The sequence below is a fragment of the Bacillus cereus group sp. Bc061 genome, assembly GCF_027715825.1.
GTDB classification, from domain to species: Bacteria; Bacillota; Bacilli; order Bacillales; family Bacillaceae_G; genus Bacillus_A; species Bacillus_A paranthracis.
This window is the reverse complement of the sequence record NZ_JAQFTZ010000001.1, coordinates 1,265,667-1,288,294: the sequence shown is the minus strand read 5'-3', so window position 1 is coordinate 1,288,294 and position 22,628 is coordinate 1,265,667. Positions and strand designations below refer to the sequence as shown.

Below are 22,628 nucleotides of genomic sequence, written 5' to 3'. Positions count from 1 at the left end.
TCACATTTATGTAACAAAGAAGTTGTATGATACAATTGATTTTTGTTTAAAAGCAATGGAGGATAATGTATGAAAGTATTAATCGCAGATGATGAACAAGATATGCTAAGGATTTTAAAAGCTTATTTTGAGAAAGAAGGCTTCGAAGTTTTCTTAGCGAAAGATGGAGAAGAAGCACTTCAAATATTTTATGATGAAAAAATTGATTTAGCTATTTTAGATTGGATGATGCCGAAACATAGCGGTATTACTGTTTGTAAGGAAATAAAGAAAAACTCAAGCGTAAAAGTATTAATGCTTACGGCGAAAAGTGAAAGCGAAGATGAATTAGCAGCTCTTCAAAGCGGGGCAGATGAGTACGTAAAAAAACCATTTCATCCAGGTGTACTCATTACTCGAGCGAAAAAGCTAATACAGCACGATGATGTCATTCAAGTTCAAGATTTGAAAATAGATTTTACGAAAAATAAAGTTTATAAAAATGACAAAGAGTTAGATATTACAAAAACAGAGCTAGAATTAATAAAGTGTTTTTTAAGTCATAAAGGCATGATTTTGACTCGTAAAAAATTGTTAGATATCGTATGGGGATTTGACTATTTTGGAGAAGAGCGAACTGTTGATACACATGTAAGAAGGTTACGTAAAAAAGTAGGAGAAAATATTATAAAGACGCATCGTGGTTTAGGGTATAGTTTGGAGGAGCAGAGTGAATAAACTTGGAAAAAAACTATTTCTCAGCATTTCTTTAACTGTTATTCTTATTTTTACGATTTCTTTATTATTAATTAACTATCTTTTACCGAAATATAATATTTACAAAACGAGAGAGAACTTAAATGAATTTACAGTGCAAATACAAAATACATCTGTAAATGAGTTAGAAGAGGGAATTCGTACAATTGAAAGCGAAAATAACGTTACGGTTGCATATACGTCAATCAATCAGTCAGAAGATGATATGAACGAAGCGTTACGCATGCAACTTACGAAAAAGAAAGTAGTTTTAAATAAACTGTGGATTACGAAAGACGAAGTCATGAAGGTGAAAGCGGAAGGGCAATCGAATAAACTGTATGATCAAGAGAAGTTAAAAGCAAGTTTTTTCGCTAAATATATTGCAAAAGATAATACAATAATTTTAATGGGAACTTCTATTGCACATTCTAACGAAATTATAAAAACGTTAAATACATTTTATTTATACATTCTTTGTTTCTCACTCCTTCTTATTATTTTACTTGTGTGGATACTTTCAAAAATAATAACGACTCCATTGAAAGATCTAAGCGATGTAGCTCAGGATATTTCACATTTGAAGTTTAAAAGAACGAAAGTGAAAACGAATGATGAAATAGGAGAATTAGCCAATAGCATTAATGTTATGAGTGAAAAACTACATGAAGCACATCAAGATTTAACAGATCGTAATGAACATTTAAAACGATTTATGGGTGATGTGACGCATGAATTAAAGACACCAATTGCATTAGTAAAAGCATATTCTATGGGAATTAAGGATGGATTGGATGATGGGACATACGTAGATACAATTATTAAACAAACAGATCAAATATCAAACTTAATTGAAGAACTATTACAATTTTCGAAGTTAGAAAGAGATGTTTTACAAAAAGAAGAATTCCCTATTGAACCATTAGTCCGAAGTATAATAGATAAGCATAAAATTGAACTGGAGTCGAAAGAAATACAGTTGCAGACGAACAGTAATATTAAAAATCAGGTCATTTATGCGGATTTAAATAAAATGGGAATGGTGTTTCAAAATTTAATTTCTAACGCAATAAAATATACAACAAATCAAAACATAATAATCACTTTAGAAGAGAGAAATAAAAGTGTATATTTTCAAATTAAAAATGGGATTAATGCAGAACAAATTAAAGATGTCGATAAAATTTGGGAACCTTTTTATGTCTTAGACTCTTCACGAAGTAAAGAAAAATCAGGCACAGGATTAGGACTAGCGATAGTGAAAAGTATTTTAGAAAGGCATGGTTTTGACTATGGAGTTTCTTCTACAGATGGAGAAATTCAATTTTATATAAATATGAAAAAGGACTAATGGAAATATTAGTCCCTTTTATAGTTTTAGAAGTTAGTCACCGCAATTTTCAAAATTGAGGTATTAAATGGAGAATTTGCAAATGTCCTACTTTAATTTAATTCACGTGAAGTTCACAGGGAAACGTTATATTTATATAGTTGTATTTAATTTTAATAAAGCGAGGTATTAGAATTTGATAAGAAAGAAAATCGTAATTGGTAGTGTTTTAATGGGAATGACGTTATCTTTATCTGCATGTGGTTCATCAGAAAATATTGTAACTACAAAATCAGGGAGTATTTCAGAAAGTGATTTTAACAAGAAATTAAAAGAGAATTACGGGAAACAAAATTTATCTGAAATGGTAGTAGAGAAAGTATTAAACGATAAATACAAAGTTACTGATGAAGAGGTAACAAAACAAATAAAAGAATTAAAAACAAAGATGGGCGATAATTTTAATACGTATATGGAATCAAATGGTGTGAAAAATGAAGACCAGTTGAAAGAGAAGCTAAAGCTTACTTTTGCGTTTGAAAAAGCGATTAAAGCAACTGTGACGGAAAAAGAAGTTAAAAATCATTATAAACCAAAACTTCAAGCAAGTCATATTTTAGTGAAAGATGAAAAGATAGCAAAAGAAATTAAAGAAAAACTAAACAATGGCGAAGATTTCGCAGCACTGGCTAAACAATATTCAGAGGATCCAGGCTCTAAAGAAAAAGGTGGAGATCTATCTGAATTTGGACCAGGTATGATGGTAAAAGAGTTTGAGGATGCTGCATATAAATTAGAAGTTGGTCAAGTGAGTGAGCCTATTAAATCTTCTTTCGGCTACCATATTATTAAGCTAACGGGTAAAAAAGAGCTTAAACCGTATGAAGAAGAAAAGGTGAATATTCGTAAAGAATTAGAACAGCAACGTATACAAGATCCTCAATTCCATCAACAAGTTACGAGAGACATACTTAAAAATGCAGATATAAAGGTATCTGATAAAGATTTAAAAGATACCTTTAAAGAGATTGAAAAATAATATATGGAATGTAAGGCAATCGATAGAGATATTGGTTGTCTTTTTGTATTTCTAAGCAAAGAGTGAATGAGAAAAATAATTTCACATTTGAATTGAATTTTACTTAATATGAAATCTCTAAGTTTCTCAACTTTTAAAGTTTATTAAAACTGAATTTTCAGTCATTTTGTTATATAGTAAAAGAGAGTGATTTTAGGGAGGGGACATTTTGAGAAAAAAGAGTATAGCAATTACATTTTCAGCAATGCTATCTATGGCAGTTATACCTAGCTTTACAATGAATGTATTTGCAGAGAAGACGGAAGAGACAAAAAACACGAAAATTGAATTAGAAAACGGGATGACAAAACCGATTTACTCGCTTGATGAAGCGATTATTGAAAATTTATTTGTAGAAACGGAAGTAGATAGTGATCGAGATGGAAAAAAAGATCGAGTATCAGTAAAAGTTATGCGTCCAAAAACTGATCCAAATGTGAAAGTTCCTGTTATATATGAAATGAGTCCATATCGAGCTGGTTTAAAAGATGTTCCTGTATATAACGTAGATGAAGAATTGTATGCGTATGAAGGGAAACCGTATGGAGCTGTTAATCTTGGTTCGTATGGAAATTATTATGTACCAAGAGGCTATGCAGTCATTTTAGGTGAAAGTATTGGAACTGGGAAATCAGATGGATGTCCGACGACTGGGGATGAGCAAGAAATATTAGGGACGAAATCTGTAATTGATTGGGTAAATGGACGTGCGAAAGCATATAAAGAAAATGGTGAGGAAGTTAAAGCTGATTGGTCAACGGGAGATGTCGGTATGACAGGAGTCTCTTATAATGGTACGTTACCAAATGCTGTTGCGACGACTGGTGTTGAAGGGTTGAAAACAATTATTCCAATCGCAGCGATTAGTAGTTGGTATGATTATTATCGTGCAAACGGTGCAGTGATTGCGCCAGGTGGATACCAAGGAGAAGATACAGATAATATGGCAGAAGCAGTATTAACAAGGGAAAACCCTGAAGTTTGCGGACAAGTAATAAAAGAGCTAACAGCCGGACAGGACCGGAAAACTGGTAATTATAATGATTTTTGGGATAAACGAAATTATGTAAAAGATGCTAAAAATGTAAAAGCGAGTGTGTTTGTTGTTCATGGTTTAAATGATTGGAATGTAAAGACGAAGCAGTTCGCGCAATGGTGGGAAGCGCTTGGAGAGAATGATGTTCCTCGTAAAATGTGGCTACATCAAGGTGGACACGGTGGAACATCAACGAATGACTGGCAAAGAACACAAAATAAATGGTTCGATTATTGGTTATACGGAATTGAAAATGGAATTATGAATGAACCAATGGTCGATGTACAACGTGAAAATAAAACTTGGGATAAAATAAAAAATTGGCCGGATCCATCAGCTGTGCCGTCAAAAGTGCGAATGTATTTAAGTAATAAAGCCGTTAATTTACCATTCAGTATGGGTTCTGTTAATAAGACGTTTTCATTCGTAGATGATGCAAAAATGAAATCAAACCAATTAGTTGCAAACCCAGAATTAGAAGTAGCCAATCGATTAGTGTATACAATGCCTGTACTGCAAAAAGATACGCGTATAAGTGGTACACCAAAGATTTCAATTACGGGAAATATTGATCGATCTGTATCAAATTTAACCGCTTTACTTGTTGATTATGGAGGAGCGAAGCCGGAAATCGTAACGAGAGGCTGGATGGATCCACAAAACATAAAGAGTATAGAAAATTCAACGGCGATTCAACCAGGCAAAGATTATACATTTACATGGGACATGCAGCCAGATGATTATGTCTTTAAAGCTGGGCATCAAATAGGAGTTGTTTTAATTGCTAGCGACTATGATTATACAATTAGACCGAAAGCGGGCACGAAGCTTACAGTGAAATTAAGTGAAGTGACATTGCCAATTGTGAAATAAATAGTTATGGATAAAGAGGCTGTCCCAAAAGGTGCTTTTTAGCCAAAACCGAATAGAAAGTGAAAGGAAGAAACGTTGATTTAATAACGTTTCTTCCTTTTCAATTTCATGTGATTTTACTTCGAAAGAGACTTATGAGACAACCTCTTTACATTTTGAAAGGGAGAGTTTAATGTGAATGTTTATTGGTAGATACAAAAAGGCTTACAATAAATAAAAAAATTGCATTTATGATCAATAGGCCACTAAATGTAAGCCCAGCAAAACCTCCAGCGAATCCATCGCCTACTTTTTCGCCAATTATGTGCAAAGTGGCGAAGAAAACAATGGGGGCAACAAGAATGAAAATACCACTAGATATTTTCCATATTTGCCTATATTTCTTCGCTATAAAGAAAATTAGAGCATTAAAAGCAATAAGAAGTAAAAGAAATATAATGAATGAATTCATCATATCCTCCTTTTGGTAAATAGTTTGAATTTTTATTATTTACATTGGTATTTCAAAGGAAATATTATACAATATGATTATATTTTATGGAAAGTGAGTGATATATTATGACAGTCAGCTCTTTCGAATTTTCATTAAAAATACAGGTACAGGGAGATTAATTGAATTTAAATCTTCCGTACGTAAAAAACGGGGGAGAAAATAAATGTTTAGTTTTTATAGTACACTTTGCACGGAACTTTATGATTACACAAAGCCTGTCGGTTATTCTTTAAATGGTGATATTGAGTATTACGAAGAACGTTTGAAAAATTGTAGAGGTAGAATTCTCGAAGCAGCAGTAGGATCAGGGCGTGTCATCATCCCGCTTCTTGAGGCTGGTTTTACAGTAGATGGGATTGACTATTCACCTGAGATGCTAGAATCGTGCCGTATAAGATGCAAAGAGAGAGGCTTACACCCTAATTTATATGAAGGAAGCTTACAACAATTTTCACTTCCGCATAAATATGAGGCAATTATTATTCCTACTGGTTCTTTTTGCTTAATTGAAAATCGAGAGGATTCTATAAATGCATTAAAATGTTTTTATGAACACCTTAATCCAGGTGGACGATTAATCGTAGATATTATGCTTCCGTATGACTGGAAGACGGGGGAGATTCATACATCGACTTTTTCTTTACCAAATGGTGACGGAATTACATTAGAAAATAAATCAATTGAAATAGATTGGCTGAACCAAGTTACTCTATCCTATTTAAAATATGAAAAATGGAGTAAAGGGCAGTTAGTACAAACGGAATTGCAACGCTTTGCGGTGTGTTGGTATGGAATAGAAGAGTTTAAACTTCTTTTAGAAAGTATTGGTTTCTCTAATATTACTTGCTCTGCTGATTATGTTTATGAAAAAGAACCGTCAAATGCTAATCAAATGTTTACTTTTGAAGCCGTGCGAAAAGAAAAATAAAGAAGTATGTAAGAAAACAAGGCAATTGATACAATATCGATTGTCTTGTTTTAATTGTATATTATTTACATGCTATTACGTTTTCATTGTCCAAGCATCCTTCTACTAACTACATATACTATTTATATTAAAGACAGTCACTATTTTAAATAGAACTGTAAGGTTTCTATAAATGATATTTTAGAAAGGTAGGGGATAAATTTGGCAAACGAAGAACAAGATAGAATTGAAAATCAAGTGTATTCCAATCGTGTAGTAAGATCAGAATTTGATGCGAATTGGGAAACTTGTCTATCAAAAAGTGGTTATATAATTTATGTAGCAACAAGTAATAATGCTGAAGTAATAGTACTTCTTGCAGATGGTTCAAGTAAATTATTAATTTTCGAACAAGGCGGTAAAGTAGTAGTAGGCGGTGGTGGAACAAGTCATTACAGTAAGCCGCATATCGCAAGAAATATTTAAGGTAGAACAAAATGCCGGAAAATGGTTAACTCATTTTAGTAGAACTTGATGTACTACAAATACTTTTGAATGATCAGAGAAGTTTCTAGGGAATTGTACGGATCAATATTTGAAATATAATGTATGGCTTGAAGAATTCTATAAGCAATAAAAAAGCATTTCCTATTTCGGGAAATGCTTTTTCTATGTTATAGTATAATAGTGTTTTGAAACAATGCTATTTTAATATATTTCAAATTTTGTTATGTATTATTTTTATATTAAATTAGTTGCGTAAGTATTTTTTTATATAAGGAGTAATAATTAGAGAAATGAAAAATATAGACTTTATACTAGAAAGTGATGAGGCATTAAAACCGTCTGAACGATTAGTACTATTATTATTAGAGAAGCATAGAATGTTATATACGAACGATCTATTGGCATTATCTAATTTATCATATAAAACATTAACAGATTCATTAACGTCGCTTGTATTAAAATCATATGTGTTAAAGGAAACAGGTAAGGGAAGAAGACAGAATTGTTATAGATTGGTATGATAAGACTGCTGATTTTAGAGATTTTATATTAATATTTATCGAATGTAAGGGGAAAACGCATTTTTGTTTTCGAATGAAAAATGTAATAAACTTAAATGTTTTTAATTTCATTTTTGTTAATGATAATTTAATTATTTTAAAAAATAGAAAAATAAAATAAACTGCATAAAACAGAAATAAAAAAACAATCCGTTTTAAAAACGGATTGTTTTTTTTATTGGAATAATATTATAAGATGAATGGAACACAGGAATAATTATTCTACTTCACTTGTATACTTTTCAGGTAATAATTCCATTACGTTACATTTTACAAGTTCACCATTATAAGAAAGTATAACGTTCGTATTTTTTCCGTAATCACTTATTAATTCTCGACACATACCACATGGAGCAACAACCCAACATTTTTCTATATCTTCATGAGGGTGTGGGTGAGCAACTGCTACAATGGTATCAAATTCATGATCACCTTCTGAAATAGATTTTCCAATTGCCATAGCTTCACCACATACTGTTATTCTTCCAACATTCGCTTCAACATGTACTGCTGCATAAATATTACCTGTTTTAGTGCGTACTGCTGAACCGATATGATGACGGCCATATTTATAGTTTTTTTCGATTACTTTTTCAGCCGCTTTAATTAAATCATAGTCTTCACTATTTAAAGGTATTACGTGTAACATAATTTCTCCTCCATACTAAACATGATTAGCATTATTTTAGCAGAAAATTTTAATATTTAAAATAAAAGATAAATGTTGAATAGATAATATTATTATGTAAACTATAATTAAAAAAGGAATTTATAATAATCAACAGAACATATAGAAGAGTGTGATGATGAGAAAACAGCCTATGATATAGCCTTAGAAAAAGGTCATACTCACCTTTTACATTATTTGCAACAGGGAGTGAACGTGTGATGAATAAATGGAGTGTAGGGATATTTTTATTTAATGAGGTGGAAGTGTTAGATTTTGCAGGGCCATTTGAAGTTTTTTCTATCACTAAAGTACATGAAGAGAAACCATTTACTGTTTATACAGTTAGCCAAAATGGAGAAATGATTACAGCAAGGAACGGATTAAAGGTAAAGCCTGATTATAGTATTGAAGATTTACCACCAGTTGATATATTAATCATTCCAGGTGGTAAAGGCGCACGGGAAAATGAAGTGAAAAATGATATTGTAATAAATTGGGTTCGTCAGCAAATGAAAGAAGTAAAGCTAATGACTTCAGTTTGTACCGGAGCGTTATTACTCGCGAAAGCTGGTTTACTGGAAGGGTTAAAAGCAACAACACATTGGGCTAGTATTCAAACTTTCAAAAAAGATTTTCCGAATGTAGAAGTAATGGAGAATGTGAAATTTGTAGATGAAGGACATATTATTACATCGGCAGGTATTTCAGCTGGTATTAACATGTCATTTCATATTGTGAAAAATTTGCTAGGTGTGGAGATCGCTGAAGAAACGGCCAAAAATATGGAATATGATATTGATTTACAAAATTAAAAAAGCCCAAATTGGGCTTTTTTCTTATTTTGAGTGTATATAGGTATGATCTATGCTCTAAACTTAAGCTCTTAAACAGTCATTCTAGTTTATCGAATGTACGAAAATGCATCTCTTTTCTCCTTGTAACCATGTTAAAACAAGGAGAACTTTGTATGTAAAAAAACTCTTCTACAATAGTAGAAAAAGAATAACAGAAACTACTATTTTATGCCAGCATACATAAAAAAATGCAATGTAAATATGGAAATGTCGTCGAATGCTATCTTTAATTGGTTAATTAGTGAGATATTTTTGTGAAGGAGCTTATTTTATAAGAATAGAATTAAAGTTAATAAGAAATCATGCCGATGGTAGTGAAAATATATGTGTTAGGGGGATTTCATAATGAGGAAACTCAAGCGAATAAATGTTCCTAATATACAAGAACAACTATCACAGTCTAATGAAAATCGAGCAATTAATAAGAAAAAACTAAGACGATTTATATTCATGTTTATATTTATTGCGGCGGCTACTTTGTACGTTCAATTTATTTTAACGAAACAACAAGAAATAATTGTAGAAAAAAAAGATACAATTACGAATCAAAAAAAACAATTGGTTTCTTTAAAGAAAGATGAGGCTTCTTTAAAGACTAACATAGAAAATTTAACAGATGATGATGAAGAAATTTTGAAGTTTGCGAGAAAAGAATATCAATTTTCTAAGTCAAATGAAACTATATTTGTGTTGCCGAAATAGTGTAATAGAACAGTTAGCGATAGCTAGCTGTTTTTTCATGTAGGAATGTCATGGTACAAGAAACAATTACATATTGTAAAAATGAAGAGCTGGAGCTGTTTTTATACTTATGGAATATATACGAAAATAAATGTTGTTAAAATTCTGTCAATTGTATTATAATACAAGGTAAGCGGATACATTTTTTAATCCATGTTGAGTTTATCACTCATACGACTATTAAGAAAACCGTTATCCCGTATTAGAAAGGAAGAGAGCTGTGTACGCTTCAAATACAATTTATGTCGTAGGGGATGCGAAAGCACCTCAAAATAATCCCATTACCGAAAAGTTTAAAAGCTATTTTGTAGCGTTTGTACTTGTTAAGGAGACTGGGGAAATTGTAGATGCAGATTGCTCAGCGACAATTGCATTAACATCTCAATTCGTTAAATATTTATTTCTACATAAAAATATTAATGACCCAGAATTAGTAATGGAAATAAAAGATCGTTATTTCGGTTCGTCTCAAAAAGCATTACTTGTAGCATTAAAAGATGCACAGAAAAAATATAATCAAATCGCTGCTTTGTCTACCCATTCATAGACAAAATCCAGCCGTAAGAATCTTCTTATGGCTGGATTTTTTTATTTCACATTTACCTTCTATATGAAAAGTAAGCGAAAACGGAGATCTTTTGCTCCAAAAAAGTTGAGAATTAAGGATCCGTTTTGCCAGACAACGAAAGGGTGAACAAAATGAAAATTACCGATGTAAAAGTAAATCGTAGACGTGTAAATCTTCATACACCGTTTAAAACCGCGCTTCGTACCGTAACCGAAATAGAAAGTATAGATGTATATATTCATACAGATGAAGGAATTGTTGGCAAGGGTGCAGCAGCTGCAACACCGGTTATTACGGGGGATTTCGCTAACGGGATTGAAGAAGCAATTTTAGGGCCGATGCGTTCCAATTTAATTGGTCAAGATATCATTCAATTTCAGCAGTTACTACAGCACATCCAAATGAGTTGCATTGGAAATCCAAGTGCGAAAGCCGCGGTAGATATCGCATTATATGATGTGTATTGTCAATATCATAACATTCCACTTTACGCATTATTAGGTGGAAAAAAAGAAATTCACACAGATATTACTGTAAGTGTAGATGAACCGTTCATTATGGCGAAAGAGGCAAAGCAACATGTAGAAAAAGGATTTCAAACTTTAAAAATTAAAGTGGGGAAATCTGCACACTTAGACTTAGAACGTATTGAAGCGATTCGAAATAGCGTACCAAAAAATACGACGTTACGATTAGATGCAAATCAAGGGTGGAATCCAAAAGAGGCAGTTTCTATCATTAAAGAGATGGAAAATCGCAATTTAAATATTGAATTTATTGAACAACCTGTTCATGCGAAAGATTGGGATGGATTAAAGTACGTCAAAGATCATGTACAAACACCTATTATGGCAGATGAAAGCATATTTTCAGCGAGTGATGCATTAAAAATTGTGCAAGGAAGATCTGCAGACTTAATCAATATTAAATTAATGAAATGTGGAGGCATACGTGAAGCGTGGCGTATTGCTGATATCGCAGAAGCAGCTGGTGTGAAATGTATGGTAGGAAGCATGATGGAATCTTCTCTTTCTGTTAGCGCTGTTGCACATTTAGCTGCTGCACATCCTAATATTCATTACTTCGATCTTGATGCGCCACTTTGGTTAATGGAAGAACCGGAAGGAATGACTTATTCTGGATCAAAGGTAAACCTTCAATCGACAGTGAATAGTAAATCTTAGGAGAAGAGACTAGTAAATTATCTTTTAAGGGGGATATGTATGAAAAAAGTAGGAACTGCATTTTTAACAACTTTATTTATATTTTCATCGTTTACATCAGCAAATGCTGAAGAAAAGAAAGATAGTAAGGCGTTTATCGATGTATCTGCCGCAACACTTTGGACCACGCCTGATTCATTACGGCCAATTGATGCACCAAGTGCTACAAATCCAGTTGATTTGTGGAAGTGGACGAAATCGATGACGCTGGATGAGAAACTTTGGTTAACAAGTGCAAATAAATTAGAAACGCAAGCGTTATTAGGCCAAGAAGTAACAGTTGTAGATAAAAAAGGGGATTGGGTGAAAGTGTTAGTCCATGGTCAGCCAACACCTCGAAATGAAGAAGGCTACCCAGGATGGATGCCTGAAAAACAGTTAACATATAATCAAGAATTTGCAGATAAAACAAATAAACCTTTCGTATTAGTAACGAAACCGACAGCCATTTTATATATAAATCCTTCTGAAAAACATAAATCGCTTGAAGTGAGCTATAATACGCGACTGCCGCTACTTAGTGAAGATACGATTTCATACCGCGTGTTGCTACCAAATGGGCAGAAAGCTTGGCTACGAAAAAATGATGGAACGGTTTACCGTTCTCAAAATGATATTCCAACCCCTACGGCCGATGATCTAATAAACACAGGGAAAATGTTTTTAGGATTACCGTACATTTGGGCTGGTACAAGTGGCTTCGGATTTGATTGCTCTGGATTTACACATACGATTTATAAATCGCACGGTATTACAATTCCACGAGATTCTGGTCCGCAATCGAGAAATGGAGTTGCAGTTGATAAAGAACATTTACAAAAAGGAGATTTAATCTTCTTTGCACATGATCAAGGGAAAGGCAGTGTTCATCATGTGGGGATGTACATTGGTGATGGAAATATGATTCACTCACCGAGAGCTGAAAGATCGGTAGAGATTATACCGCTAAATACACCAGGATATATAGAAGAATACGCTGGCGCCCGTCGTTACTTACCTTAAAAAATAGAGGGGGTTTTCAAATGAAAAAAGTTGTTCGTTACTCATTAGTTAGTACTTTATTCGTTTCTTCAATTTTAGTTGGCTGCGCAAAAGAAAAAACAACGACAAAGCCGAAAGATGAGAAGAAAGTATTACAGTTACTAGAAACGGGTGAAATTCCGTCATTAAATTCAGGGAAAGTAACAGATGCAGTATCATTTAACGTTTTAAATAACGTCATGGAAGGATTATTCCGCTTATCGAAAAACGATGAAGTGATTGAGGCTGGAGCACAAAAATATGAAGTGAGTAAAGATGGGAAAACATATACATTCCACTTGCGTGATGCGAAGTGGTCTAACGGAGATCCAGTAACAGCGCAAGATTACGTATATGCTTGGAAACAGCTTATCAATCCGGATACTGCTTCTCAATATGCATACATTGCATACGATGTGAAAAATGCGGAGAAAATAAATAAGAAACAACTAGGGTTAGAGGAATTAGGAGTAAAAGCGACGGATGATAAAACATTCGTTGTAGAGTTAGAACATCCTGTACCGTATTTTACGAAATTACTTATTTTACCATCGTTCTATCCAATTAACGAAAAATATGCGAAAGAACAAGGTGATAAATATGGATTAGAAGCAAATAAAGCGGTATATAATGGGCCTTTTACACTATCTGATTGGAAGCATGAAGCGAGCTTTACGATGAAGAAAAACGAAAAGTATTGGGATAAAAAAGCAGTGAAGTTAGATGAAGTAAACTATCAAATTGTTAAAGAAATTTCAACTGCGGTAAATTTATATGAAACAGATAAAGTTGATCGAGCTGTCATTTCAACTGAATTCGTAGATAAATATAAAAATAATAAAGAGCTTAAACAATATACAGATCCGGTTATGTACTTCTTCCGATTTAATGAAAATGTGCCGATTCTTAAAAATAAAAATGCACGTCTTGCACTAAGTACAGTGTTTGATAAGAAAGGACTTGCGACTTCATTTTTAAATGATGGATCGGTTGCTGCAAACTATTACGTGCCAAAAGGATTTTTAAAAGGTCCAGATAAAAAAGATTTTAGAAGTACAGCAGGTGAGTTTAATAAAACGGATGTAAAACAGGCGAAAGAATATTGGGAAAAGGCGAAGCAAGAAACAGGTACAAATGAAGTAACGCTTGAGTTATTAAACTATGATTTAGAAAACTTCAAAAAAGTAGGAGAATATATTAAAGAGCAGCTTGAGAAAAACTTACCTGGCTTAAAGGTAAATGTGAAATTACAACCACACACGCAAAAATTAGCGCTAGAGAAGAAGAAAGAATATGAAATGTCGTTATCACGCTGGTTACCAGATTATCCAGATCCAATGACTTACTTAGAAGTATTCCTTTCTGGAAGCAGTGTAAACAATACTGAATATGCAAATCCAGAATATGATGCGTTAATTAAGAAGATTAAAACAGAATTAGGTAATGATGAAAAAACCCGTTGGAAAGCATTGCAAGATGCTGAGAAGATGTTGCTGGATGATGCGGTAATTGCTCCAGTATTCCAGCGCGGATTATCGTACTTACAAAAGCCGTATGTGAAAGATTTATACGTACATCAATTTGGACCAGCAACAAGTTTAAAGTGGGCAGATGTACAAAAATAAAGGATGAGAAAACAGACTCCACGTTTGTGGTAGTCTGTTTTTTAGTTAAAGTCGGGTAAATAGTACATGGTATAATTTACTAGTCTGTATAAAATTTTGGAGGGGAATGAAGTTTTATGTTTGAAGAAAAGAAAGTAATACATACAAAAAGGTTATTCATGAGAAAGCCCATTATAGAAGATGTTGATCAATTTTATAGCATAGTAAAAGAAGAGGCTGTTGGCAAATGGCTTGCTAAATCAAAGGGAATGTCAAAGGAAGAAGCGAAGGACTATATTATGCAACTAATATCACATTGGGAACAGTATGGTTTCGGGGTATGGTTGTTAGTTAATAGAAATACAGGAGAGCTTTTAGGACATTGTGGTTTAAGAAAAATAGATGAAACAGGTGAAATAGAAATTATGTATTTACTTGATCCGGAATATTGGGGAAATGGATATGCGTCAGAAGCAGCAAAGGCTTCCATTCAATATGCAAAAGAGATGATGAATGTAAAAAGAATAATTGCTAGAGTAAAAGTAGCAAATGAGAACTCGAAAAAACTTTTACGAAATCTAGGGTTTATATATACTCATGAAGTTGATTATAGCGGGCGCTTATTATCATATTTTGAACTCAATACATCATCCGAAGAATTCTAGACATTTCATATGTTTTTTCATTGTTAAAAAATAAAATTATTACTAAAATTTCAGTGTGAAATGTATGTAGAATCTTGTATAATTAACGTGTTTCTATGGAAACATTTTCTTGCGCTATATATGGGTCTTAATAGAACAAGGAAAGAAATACATACATGTATATAATAGATAAATAGAATGGAACATGTATAGAGAAAAAGGAGAGAAATGATGACGTGTCAAAGACAAGGGTTACAATTTAATTGCGATAGGAAGAGGAATAAAAAATGAAAATGAAGCATGCCTTTGGTCCCATAATTTTAGCGTGTGTGCTTTTTTTTATTATCATACTCATCCCATCGAAAAGTTTAGTATCACTGATTAGTGATAAGAAGGTAGAAGATGCGGCAACTTCCTTACAAAAAGAAAAATTACAAAGTGTATTCTTGCAACAGAAAATGTTAGAGAATTCGCAGTATTTACCGATGTACGGTTCATCTGAATTTTTACGAATGGATGCATATCATCCGTCTAATTATTTCAAAGTAAATCCCGCTGGTTTTACGCCATATTTAATTGGGATTGGCGGTACACAAAGTTTAGCTCATATATTAAATATGACATCTACAATGGATGAGTTAGAAGGTAAAAAAGTAGTCTTTGTTTTATCACCACAATGGTTTACAAAGACTGGTGTATCGCAGGGGGATTTTACGAACAATTTCTCTAAACAACAAGCATATCATTTTATTTTTAATGATAAAATAAATGTAGAAATGAAGAAGCAAATTGCGAAACGACTTTTAGATTATAAAGTTGTTCAAGAAGATGATATATTAAAAAATTCCTTAGAAGGTATTGTATTTAATGATACGAAACATAACGTAAAAGCGGGTTTAGTTAAACCACTTGCTTATATGCATCGAAATATTTTAGATCATAGAGATTTATTTAACTCCATATTTAAGATTGAGCCGATGAAAGAAAAAACAAATGTGGGACTACGTTCAATTTCTTGGGTAGATGCACGTAAACATGCGGAAGAAGAAGGGAAAGCGGAATCTACTACAAACACATTCGGAATTGAAAATCCATATTACTATAAACATAATTTGAAGAAAAAGTTAAAAGGTTTAAAAAACTTTAGAGCAAATGAATCGTATGAAGAATCACCAGAATATGATGACTTACAAATTGTTTTAAATATTTTTAAAGAGAAAAATGTCAAGCCGCTCTTTATTTCTGTACCTGTAAATGGACCGTGGTATGATTATGCTGGCTTCCCTAAAGAACGCCGTGATGTATATTATAAAAAAGTTCGGGAACAAGTTGAGAAAGCGGGGTATCCAGTAGTCGATTTCTCTGGCCATGAATATGATAAGTATTTCTTAAAAGATACAATTCATTTAGGGTGGAAAGGCTGGATTTACTTTGATGAAGCAGTGCAAAACTTTTATACTGAGAAATAAGTGTGGAGAAAAAGGAACGGCTATAAGCTGTTCCTTTTTTAGTATAGAGGATTTTGATGTGGGCAATTCGGAAAGGCATGTATATCTTGAATTTGTCTAAAATCATAATGTTTCATTGCGAATTGCGCTTGATAAAGGTATTCATATACATACAATTGACCATCATGTGCAGAACATAATACACCAGAGGTTCCTTGCCCATTAATGAAGGAAATACCGATAGGGCGTCCGATTAAGTATTGTATTTTTTGTTGCCAATGCATAGGGGAATCACTCCTTTTTGAGATAATATACGAAATGAATGAGTGAATTGTAGCTTATCCACATAATTATGAAGGCTTTTTATACAATTTCTAGAAAATATTAATATGAATGAATTATAAGTGCGAGAAAGGAAGGAATAATGAAGAAAGAGAATGTTTTGGAAGAAAAATTATATTTAATAGAATGGTGTCAAACATTACAGCGAGTACCTGATGATATATGGTTTCAGGCATTAAGAGAAGGTTCATGGGCAATTGTGGATGTGATTTCACATTTTATCGTTTGGGACGTGTTTTTAATAAAGGATAGAATTCCATACTTTATAAGTGGACAATCTGTACCAAATGTTCCAATAGATGTTGAGGAAATGAATAAGGGAGCAATTAAATATGCAAGATCTGGTATTTCAAAAGAAGAACTATTAAATCAATTTAGTGTTACTCGTAAACAGTTAGTGGATGGAATTGGGCGAATTCCCACCCAATATTTTTATAATGACTACCAATTTGGCACTAAAAAAGTGAAATTAAATCATTACTTTTCATCACTCATTCAACATGACTTAAAGCATAAAGAAGAAATAATGCAATTTCTAATACAAAATTAAGCCTATAATAAAAACCGCTAACATTCGTAATGAATGTATAGCGGTTTTTATTTATATTTTTACGCAAGATTTTTACGTTTTTTTGTCCATTTTTTTATAACGAAGTATAAAACAATAAGTATGACGCCACCAATTGCGAATGATTTCACATATGGTCCAGCGATATTATTAATATTCTCCCAATTTTCACCTAGTTTTTCACCTAAGTAAATGAAAATGATAGACCAAGGGATGATTGCGAGTGCTGTTAACGTAGTGAAACGTAGGAATGACATTTTTGTAATACCAGCAGGAATTGAAATCGCATGACGCACTACTGGAATGAAGCGTGCTGTAAAAATGACGCCAGTTCCGTAACGATTAAACCAATCTTCTGCAGCATCTATTTGTTTTTTATGTATGAAAATATATTTTCCATAACGTTCTAATATAGGGCGTCCGCCGTATCGGCCAATCCAATAAATAAAGATTTGAGCAATAACACCACCAATTGTACCAAACACAACTGCGCCTAAAAATGAGATACTACCATTGAATACTAAGTATCCCGCATAAGCAAGGACAATCTCACTTGGAATAATCTCAATCATAAGTCCAAGCATAATGCCCCAATAACCTAGCCCTTCAAAAAATGCTAATACTGAGTGAATAAAACTACTTACCATTGTTGCACCTTCTAGTTTATGTATTTTTGAATAGGTGAACCTTATAGTTAATAATATAAAAGATTCACTATGTGTAGATTATACCCTATTTGTATAGGGGATTGCTATTTCAATTCTTTTATGTCCTTTATAAGTATTATAGTAAAGTATATAAGTTCAATTTTCATGAAGAGAGAATGAAAAGATTATTAAAAATTTCTCATATTCCAATGATAATAGACTGAAAATTAAGTATAATGGTGAAGGTCTTTAATTTACAAAAATAGGAGGAGAACATATGTATATTACAGATCCGATTTATGGACCAATATCTATTCAGGATAGATATATTCTTCAATTGATAGATACAAAAGCATTTCAAAGGTTGGCTTATATTAAACAGCAGGGACATACATACTTTTTACACGAAAACGCAATACATACGAGGAAAGAACATTCAATAGGTGTATATGTACTTGTAAATAAAGTGATAGAACATCTTACGAATATTGGTGATATTCATTTATCAGAATATGAGAGGGAATTATTATCTGTTGTAGCACTTCTACACGATGTCGGTCATGGCCCGTATTCGCATTGTTTTCAACAAATATCAGCTGAAGATCATGGTGAGTGGACTATACGAATCATTCAAGAGGACGAAGAAATACGCACGATTTTAAATCAGACCCCTGAATTATTAGATGATGTAATGAAAGCTTTAACAGAAGATGGAGTCTTTCTAATTATAGATGAACTATTATTTAATTCATTAGGCATGGATCAATTAGATTTTTGGAATAGAGATTTATATTATTCTAATCTTGAATTAGAGGGCTTAAGAATTGAAGAACTGATTGCTAGTATGCGTTTTATTAATGGTAAACTTGTAATTGAAGAATCTGGAATCCCTTTGATTGAACAACTAATGAAAATGAAAGAAGGACTTTATAATAATGGCTTTGGTCATCCGTTTGTAATAGGAAAAGATTTATTGTTGCAATCCATTTTTCGAAAGGTAATGGAAAAAAATCTTAAGTTCTATACTCCTGAATTACAAAATTTCTTTTATAAAGAAGATTTACTAGTAGAAGACTTTCTTCCGTTACAAGATGAAATGATTTTACATGAAATTCAGTGCTTTGCAAAATCAGAGGACAAACAATTAGTGGCGTTAATTCAGCTTTATTTTTCAGGTACTAAAAGTTTATCATTTCAAAAAGGGCTGGAGGGTGATTTTAAGAGGGAGAATAATAATTTAGCAATAATAATTGAGAAAAAGGCGTACAGTTCATATGTAGGTGGTATTTACGTCTATAGTGAGGGGCAGCTAGAGGATATTGTAGAAAAATCCCCTTTTATTCGAGAGATAGTAAGGTTACCTAAAAAAGAATATGCATATTCAATTTAATTAGTTTGAAAACATAAAATGGATGAGGTGGAAATGTGGAGTGGAAAGAACGCCTTTTAGAAATGGATGATTTACCAGTTATATTAGAATGGTATAACGATGAAAAATTACATAACATAGCGGATATAAAACCATTTAAGCGATATACAATCGAAGAGCTTCGTCAGTACTGGACCGAAAAATTGTCGCGGTCTCATGCAAGTTATCATGTAATAGTAGTGAAGGATGAAGTAATAGGTAGAGTTGGATTAAAAAAGACGAAATATGATGATATATATGTGATGGAATACTCTATTCTCATTGGCGTTTCGAATTTATATTCAAAAGGGCTTGGAACGGAGATTACAAAGTATTTTATTAGTAAATCATTTTTAGACCCTGATATAGAAGCAGTTCTATTGCAAGTTAGGGAAGATAACAAGAGGGCGATTCGTTGTTATGAGAAAGCTGGATTTGAAAAAGTAAAATCGTATGTGGAGAATGAAGTGAAAGTGTACGAAATGCGTAGAGTTAAGAAAGAGGAAACAGTATAGAAAGAAAAAAGCGTGTGTATTTAATTCTGAATATAGCGTGAATTAGGGAGAGTGAATAAAATACATGAAACATAAAATTGCATTACTGGCAGATGTACATGGAAATGCAACTGCTTTAAAAGCAGTTATCGAAGATTCTATGAAAGAAAGTGTGACTGAGTATTGGTTTTTAGGAGATTTAATTATGCCTGGTCCTGGATCGAATGATTTATTTGAAATGTTAGAAAGTATTAACGTTGATACTTATGTACAAGGAAACTGGGAAGATAGCTTTCTTGATGTTCTTAATAAAAACATTGATATTGATAACGCAACTGATATTTATGTTTCTAGATTAGTTCAGTATCAATGTGAAAACTTGGATGAAAACTATATTAAGCATATTAAAAATTTACCATTACAGATAATAAAACAGGTTAATGATTTATCAATCAGTATTAGTCATAATTTACAAAATAAAAATTACGGAGGAGATTTGTGGCCCACTAATAATCAGGAACAGTTTGATCGGTTATTTGATCGTGAATATGATATTGCGATTTACGCTCATACCCACCATCAATTGTTGCGCTATAGTAGCAATGATCAATTAATTATTAACCCAGGAACAGTTGGACAACCTTTTTACAAGTGGAATAAGCTAAACTCTGACTTACGTGCTCAGTATGCAATTCTTGAGATTGATGAGGCAGGGATTGCGGAGGTGAGATTTAAAAAAGTTTCTTATGATGTAGAAAAGGAATTAAAAAACGCTATTAGTAAAAATCTTCCTTATATTGATTTATATCGCGAATTGCTCGAGACTGGAAAAACTCATACTCACGATATTGAATTATTGCGAGAAATTAATGATAAATACAATTACAACGATGATGTAATTAAGTTTATCGAGAAAATCTAATAGGCATTTAATAGCACGAAATGAAGATTGTTGAATGAATTATAGGTTAGTAATGATAATTACATAATCAAGAGCAATTGTAAAATGAAACTTATATGTAAACGATTTTTGCATCTTATATTGATATAAAAAACAAGCATCTCCCAGTTCTACATATAAGATAGGGGGATGCTTGTTTTTTTACGGTTTCACATCTAAATTTTGTAGAAATAAAGTTGCTGTTACGTAACGTTTCGCTAACATTTGTACATATGCGGTATGTACAGAAAGTGTGGCGATAATAATGGCGTTACGGATTGCTTCACGTTGTTCGTTATTAACCTGATCGAACTTGCTTGCAATTTTATCAGCTCTTTCTTTTACGATGTTTTCAATTGTATGGATTGTATCTGTTGCATTTAATTGTAAGCAATTCCCTTGATTGAGTTCTTCAAATAGAGAAGAGTATGCTCCATATAAATGAACAGGATTGATTAAGTCATCACTTCGATCGGCTGGGTCGTTTACGATAAGGCGTAATAGCTTACGAATGGATTCAAAATCAAGTGCTGTTTTTAAATCTTCAACAATGAATAGTAAGGCTGCTTGTTCAATTGAATATTTTTTTCCTTTTTGAGGAGAGCCAATCATTTCTTTTATATCTCGTTTCACCCAGTTTTGCATGGCAGTTACAGAGAAACTTGTGTTTTCAATCTGATTGCCAAGCGCGACTATTTCATTTAAAGAGAAACCGACGTCTGTATCGTCAATTTTTATCAGTTTTTCAAAAATAGGTGAAAGTGCGGTAGTAATAAAAGCAGTTACGCTTTGTCCGCTTTCAATATCTTTTTTATGTGACTTTGCCCAAGCTTCTTGTAAAATACCGAGAGGCTTTTTCGTATTCCAGCCTCTTAATGATAGAAGAAGTGTAGCCATTTCGTTTCGTGTGAGATGAAATGTTTCCATCTTTTCACCTCCATAAATAATAAAAAGTTCTTATGAACCTATAATATGTTTTGTTTCATTTAAAGTCAATTCTGTTTTGCTTAATTTTTCCTTTGTCACTAAACTGTCGGAAGTAAATAACACTTGCATATTTCGACAAAAGTTCATATAATAAGTTCATAAGAACCTTTAAAATGTTTTTAAAAATAAATCTATCATTCTTAATTTACTAGAAAGGTAGATTTCACATATATCTATATAAAAGGAGAATGGATATAATATGTTGAAAAAACTTGTAGCAGTCATGACAGCATTCATGGTTATCTTTGGAGCTAGTAGCTTCATGTTTGTAGATCACGCAGCAGCGAAGAGTTACAAATCTGGTAAAAAGTCGTTTACACCAAGTTCAGGTCAAAAGTCAAAAGTTGATTTAAACAAAAAAGACTCAAATGTAAATTCTCAAAAAACGACTCCTGATTCAAAAACAAAAGCAACAAATACAGCACCAAAAAGTAATAAAGGAAGCTTTATGAAAGGTTTATTACTAGGTGGTCTCGGTGGTTTACTAATGGGTAGCTTATTTGCAAATATGGGAGCTCTTGGTTCTGTATTAGCATTTATGGTAAATATGTTAGTAATGGCTGGTATCGTAATGTTAGCAATTCGTGCATTTAAATACTTCAAAGATCAACGCAAGAAAAAGGAAGATGAAGTAGCATGGAAACGATAAAAATTTCTGAACAAGAACTGATCAATGCCCTTTGCGTATATATCGCTGAAAAAAGACAAGTTGGTCCAGAAGAAGTTTTAGTTGAACTTATGTACGACGATGACTATGGTTTTTCTGCTGAAGTAGAGGTAAATGGTCGCCAGCAAATTTTAATTCAAGCGAACTTAATCGAAGCACTACGCTTATTACTTGACAGAGAATATAATGTCAATTCATTTGCGGCGAGATTACAACTTGAATTAGATGATGAAGAAGGTATTTACGCGTTAGCGAAATTTAATAACTCAGATGAGTAGGAAAAA

General features: G+C 32.7%; 26 protein-coding genes and 1 pseudogene. 22 read left to right on the top strand and 5 right to left on the bottom strand.

Annotated features, from left to right (window positions below; translation table 11 throughout):
- Positions 1 to 69 precede the first annotated feature (69 nt).
- From PDQ40_RS06750 to PDQ40_RS06735, 4 genes are all read left to right on the top strand, one after another.
- The gene (locus PDQ40_RS06750; protein ID WP_000865966.1) at positions 70 to 717 is read left to right on the top strand and encodes a response regulator transcription factor; all 648 of its coding nucleotides are present in this window, start codon (positions 70 to 72) and stop codon (positions 715 to 717) included.
- On the top strand, positions 710 to 2,086 hold the full coding sequence (locus PDQ40_RS06745; protein ID WP_001037269.1) for a sensor histidine kinase: 1,377 nt from the start codon (positions 710 to 712) through the stop codon (positions 2,084 to 2,086). Before PDQ40_RS06750 ends, PDQ40_RS06745 begins: the two co-directional genes overlap by 8 nt.
- A gap of 175 nt (positions 2,087 to 2,261) precedes the next feature.
- Positions 2,262 to 3,104, top strand: coding sequence for a peptidylprolyl isomerase PrsA (locus PDQ40_RS06740; RefSeq protein ID WP_000619728.1), 843 nt, complete (start codon positions 2,262 to 2,264; stop codon positions 3,102 to 3,104).
- Positions 3,105 to 3,312: 208 nt separating this feature from the next.
- On the top strand, positions 3,313 to 5,052 hold the full coding sequence (locus PDQ40_RS06735; RefSeq protein ID WP_095842840.1) for a Xaa-Pro dipeptidyl-peptidase: 1,740 nt from the start codon (positions 3,313 to 3,315) through the stop codon (positions 5,050 to 5,052).
- A gap of 169 nt (positions 5,053 to 5,221) precedes the next feature.
- Here the strand turns inward: PDQ40_RS06735 and PDQ40_RS06730 are convergent, their stop codons facing one another.
- Positions 5,222 to 5,503, bottom strand: a complete 282-nt coding sequence (locus PDQ40_RS06730; RefSeq protein ID WP_001083950.1) for a hypothetical protein — start codon at positions 5,501 to 5,503, stop codon at positions 5,222 to 5,224.
- 205 nt (positions 5,504 to 5,708) lie between these two features.
- On the opposite strand from PDQ40_RS06730, the gene PDQ40_RS06725 reads away from it, so the two are divergent.
- From PDQ40_RS06725 to PDQ40_RS06715, 3 genes are all read left to right on the top strand, one after another.
- Complete coding sequence (locus tag PDQ40_RS06725; protein ID WP_000490898.1) at positions 5,709 to 6,473, top strand: class I SAM-dependent methyltransferase; 765 nt, start codon at positions 5,709 to 5,711, stop codon at positions 6,471 to 6,473.
- Between the two features lie 201 nt (positions 6,474 to 6,674).
- Entirely contained in the window at positions 6,675 to 6,938 is a 264-nt protein-coding gene (locus tag PDQ40_RS06720) for a hypothetical protein (protein ID WP_001262615.1), read from the top strand.
- A 311-nt stretch (positions 6,939 to 7,249) separates the two neighbouring features.
- Positions 7,250 to 7,480 carry a hypothetical protein gene (locus PDQ40_RS06715; RefSeq protein ID WP_000789033.1) on the top strand — a complete coding sequence of 77 codons (231 nt, stop codon included), beginning with the start codon at positions 7,250 to 7,252 and terminating at the stop codon, positions 7,478 to 7,480.
- 256 nt (positions 7,481 to 7,736) lie between these two features.
- On the opposite strand, the gene PDQ40_RS06710 is transcribed toward PDQ40_RS06715, so the two are convergent.
- Positions 7,737 to 8,168: a cytidine deaminase gene (locus PDQ40_RS06710; protein ID WP_000903440.1), complete on the bottom strand. Its 432-nt coding sequence runs from the start codon at positions 8,166 to 8,168 to the stop codon at positions 7,737 to 7,739.
- Between the two features lie 153 nt (positions 8,169 to 8,321).
- Here PDQ40_RS06710 and PDQ40_RS06705 point away from each other — a divergent pair.
- The 9 genes and pseudogenes from PDQ40_RS06705 to dltD form a co-directional block, all read left to right on the top strand.
- A pseudogene (locus PDQ40_RS06705) lies at positions 8,322 to 8,408 on the top strand (ankyrin repeat domain-containing protein); the annotation flags it as partial.
- A complete protein-coding gene (locus PDQ40_RS06700) occupies positions 8,405 to 9,001 on the top strand; it encodes a DJ-1/PfpI family protein (RefSeq protein ID WP_000981417.1) in 597 nt (198 codons plus the stop codon). The pseudogene PDQ40_RS06705 and the gene PDQ40_RS06700, both read left to right, overlap by 4 nt.
- A gap of 387 nt (positions 9,002 to 9,388) precedes the next feature.
- On the top strand, positions 9,389 to 9,745 hold the full coding sequence (locus PDQ40_RS06695) for an FtsB family cell division protein (protein ID WP_001228720.1): 357 nt from the start codon (positions 9,389 to 9,391) through the stop codon (positions 9,743 to 9,745).
- Between the two features lie 259 nt (positions 9,746 to 10,004).
- Positions 10,005 to 10,331, top strand: coding sequence for a DUF3870 domain-containing protein (locus PDQ40_RS06690; RefSeq protein WP_000271328.1), 327 nt, complete (start codon positions 10,005 to 10,007; stop codon positions 10,329 to 10,331).
- A gap of 152 nt (positions 10,332 to 10,483) precedes the next feature.
- Entirely contained in the window at positions 10,484 to 11,536 is a 1,053-nt protein-coding gene (locus tag PDQ40_RS06685; protein ID WP_214328925.1) for a dipeptide epimerase, read from the top strand.
- A 39-nt stretch (positions 11,537 to 11,575) separates the two neighbouring features.
- Positions 11,576 to 12,577, top strand: a complete 1,002-nt coding sequence (locus tag PDQ40_RS06680) for a C40 family peptidase (protein ID WP_000755454.1) — start codon at positions 11,576 to 11,578, stop codon at positions 12,575 to 12,577.
- Positions 12,578 to 12,597: 20 nt separating this feature from the next.
- Positions 12,598 to 14,220 (top strand): peptide ABC transporter substrate-binding protein, encoded by a 1,623-nt coding sequence (locus PDQ40_RS06675; RefSeq protein WP_000758245.1) that lies wholly within the window; start codon positions 12,598 to 12,600, stop codon positions 14,218 to 14,220.
- A 116-nt stretch (positions 14,221 to 14,336) separates the two neighbouring features.
- The gene (locus PDQ40_RS06670; RefSeq protein WP_000461339.1) at positions 14,337 to 14,864 is read left to right on the top strand and encodes a GNAT family N-acetyltransferase; all 528 of its coding nucleotides are present in this window, start codon (positions 14,337 to 14,339) and stop codon (positions 14,862 to 14,864) included.
- A gap of 266 nt (positions 14,865 to 15,130) precedes the next feature.
- Positions 15,131 to 16,312: a D-alanyl-lipoteichoic acid biosynthesis protein DltD gene (gene dltD, locus PDQ40_RS06665; RefSeq protein ID WP_000782318.1), complete on the top strand. Its 1,182-nt coding sequence runs from the start codon at positions 15,131 to 15,133 to the stop codon at positions 16,310 to 16,312.
- 38 nt (positions 16,313 to 16,350) lie between these two features.
- On the opposite strand, the gene PDQ40_RS06660 is transcribed toward dltD, so the two are convergent.
- Complete coding sequence (locus PDQ40_RS06660) at positions 16,351 to 16,575, bottom strand: hypothetical protein (RefSeq protein WP_000558703.1); 225 nt, start codon at positions 16,573 to 16,575, stop codon at positions 16,351 to 16,353.
- A gap of 140 nt (positions 16,576 to 16,715) precedes the next feature.
- Here PDQ40_RS06660 and PDQ40_RS06655 point away from each other — a divergent pair, with 140 nt between their 5' ends.
- Positions 16,716 to 17,183 (top strand): DinB family protein, encoded by a 468-nt coding sequence (locus PDQ40_RS06655; RefSeq protein WP_270691295.1) that lies wholly within the window; start codon positions 16,716 to 16,718, stop codon positions 17,181 to 17,183.
- A gap of 59 nt (positions 17,184 to 17,242) precedes the next feature.
- Here PDQ40_RS06655 and PDQ40_RS06650 read toward each other — a convergent pair whose 3' ends face one another.
- Positions 17,243 to 17,848 carry a DedA family protein gene (locus tag PDQ40_RS06650; protein WP_000254806.1) on the bottom strand — a complete coding sequence of 202 codons (606 nt, stop codon included), beginning with the start codon at positions 17,846 to 17,848 and terminating at the stop codon, positions 17,243 to 17,245.
- A 277-nt stretch (positions 17,849 to 18,125) separates the two neighbouring features.
- On the opposite strand from PDQ40_RS06650, the gene PDQ40_RS06645 reads away from it, so the two are divergent.
- The 3 genes from PDQ40_RS06645 (at position 18,126) to PDQ40_RS06635 (ending at position 20,672) form a co-directional block, all read left to right on the top strand.
- Positions 18,126 to 19,238: an HD domain-containing protein gene (locus tag PDQ40_RS06645; RefSeq protein ID WP_061130582.1), complete on the top strand. Its 1,113-nt coding sequence runs from the start codon at positions 18,126 to 18,128 to the stop codon at positions 19,236 to 19,238.
- A gap of 35 nt (positions 19,239 to 19,273) precedes the next feature.
- Complete coding sequence (locus tag PDQ40_RS06640) at positions 19,274 to 19,771, top strand: GNAT family N-acetyltransferase (RefSeq protein WP_000454877.1); 498 nt, start codon at positions 19,274 to 19,276, stop codon at positions 19,769 to 19,771.
- Positions 19,772 to 19,835: 64 nt separating this feature from the next.
- Positions 19,836 to 20,672, top strand: coding sequence for a metallophosphoesterase family protein (locus PDQ40_RS06635; RefSeq protein WP_000680858.1), 837 nt, complete (start codon positions 19,836 to 19,838; stop codon positions 20,670 to 20,672).
- 180 nt (positions 20,673 to 20,852) lie between these two features.
- On the opposite strand, the gene PDQ40_RS06630 is transcribed toward PDQ40_RS06635, so the two are convergent.
- A complete protein-coding gene (locus PDQ40_RS06630) occupies positions 20,853 to 21,617 on the bottom strand; it encodes a DUF1836 domain-containing protein (protein WP_000447224.1) in 765 nt (254 codons plus the stop codon).
- A 259-nt stretch (positions 21,618 to 21,876) separates the two neighbouring features.
- Here PDQ40_RS06630 and PDQ40_RS06625 point away from each other — a divergent pair, with 259 nt between their 5' ends.
- The gene (locus PDQ40_RS06625; protein ID WP_000914477.1) at positions 21,877 to 22,326 is read left to right on the top strand and encodes a hypothetical protein; all 450 of its coding nucleotides are present in this window, start codon (positions 21,877 to 21,879) and stop codon (positions 22,324 to 22,326) included.
- Positions 22,314 to 22,622, top strand: coding sequence for a YxcD family protein (locus PDQ40_RS06620; RefSeq protein WP_000447759.1), 309 nt, complete (start codon positions 22,314 to 22,316; stop codon positions 22,620 to 22,622). Before PDQ40_RS06625 ends, PDQ40_RS06620 begins: the two co-directional genes overlap by 13 nt.
- The last annotated feature ends 6 nt before the right edge of the window (positions 22,623 to 22,628 follow it).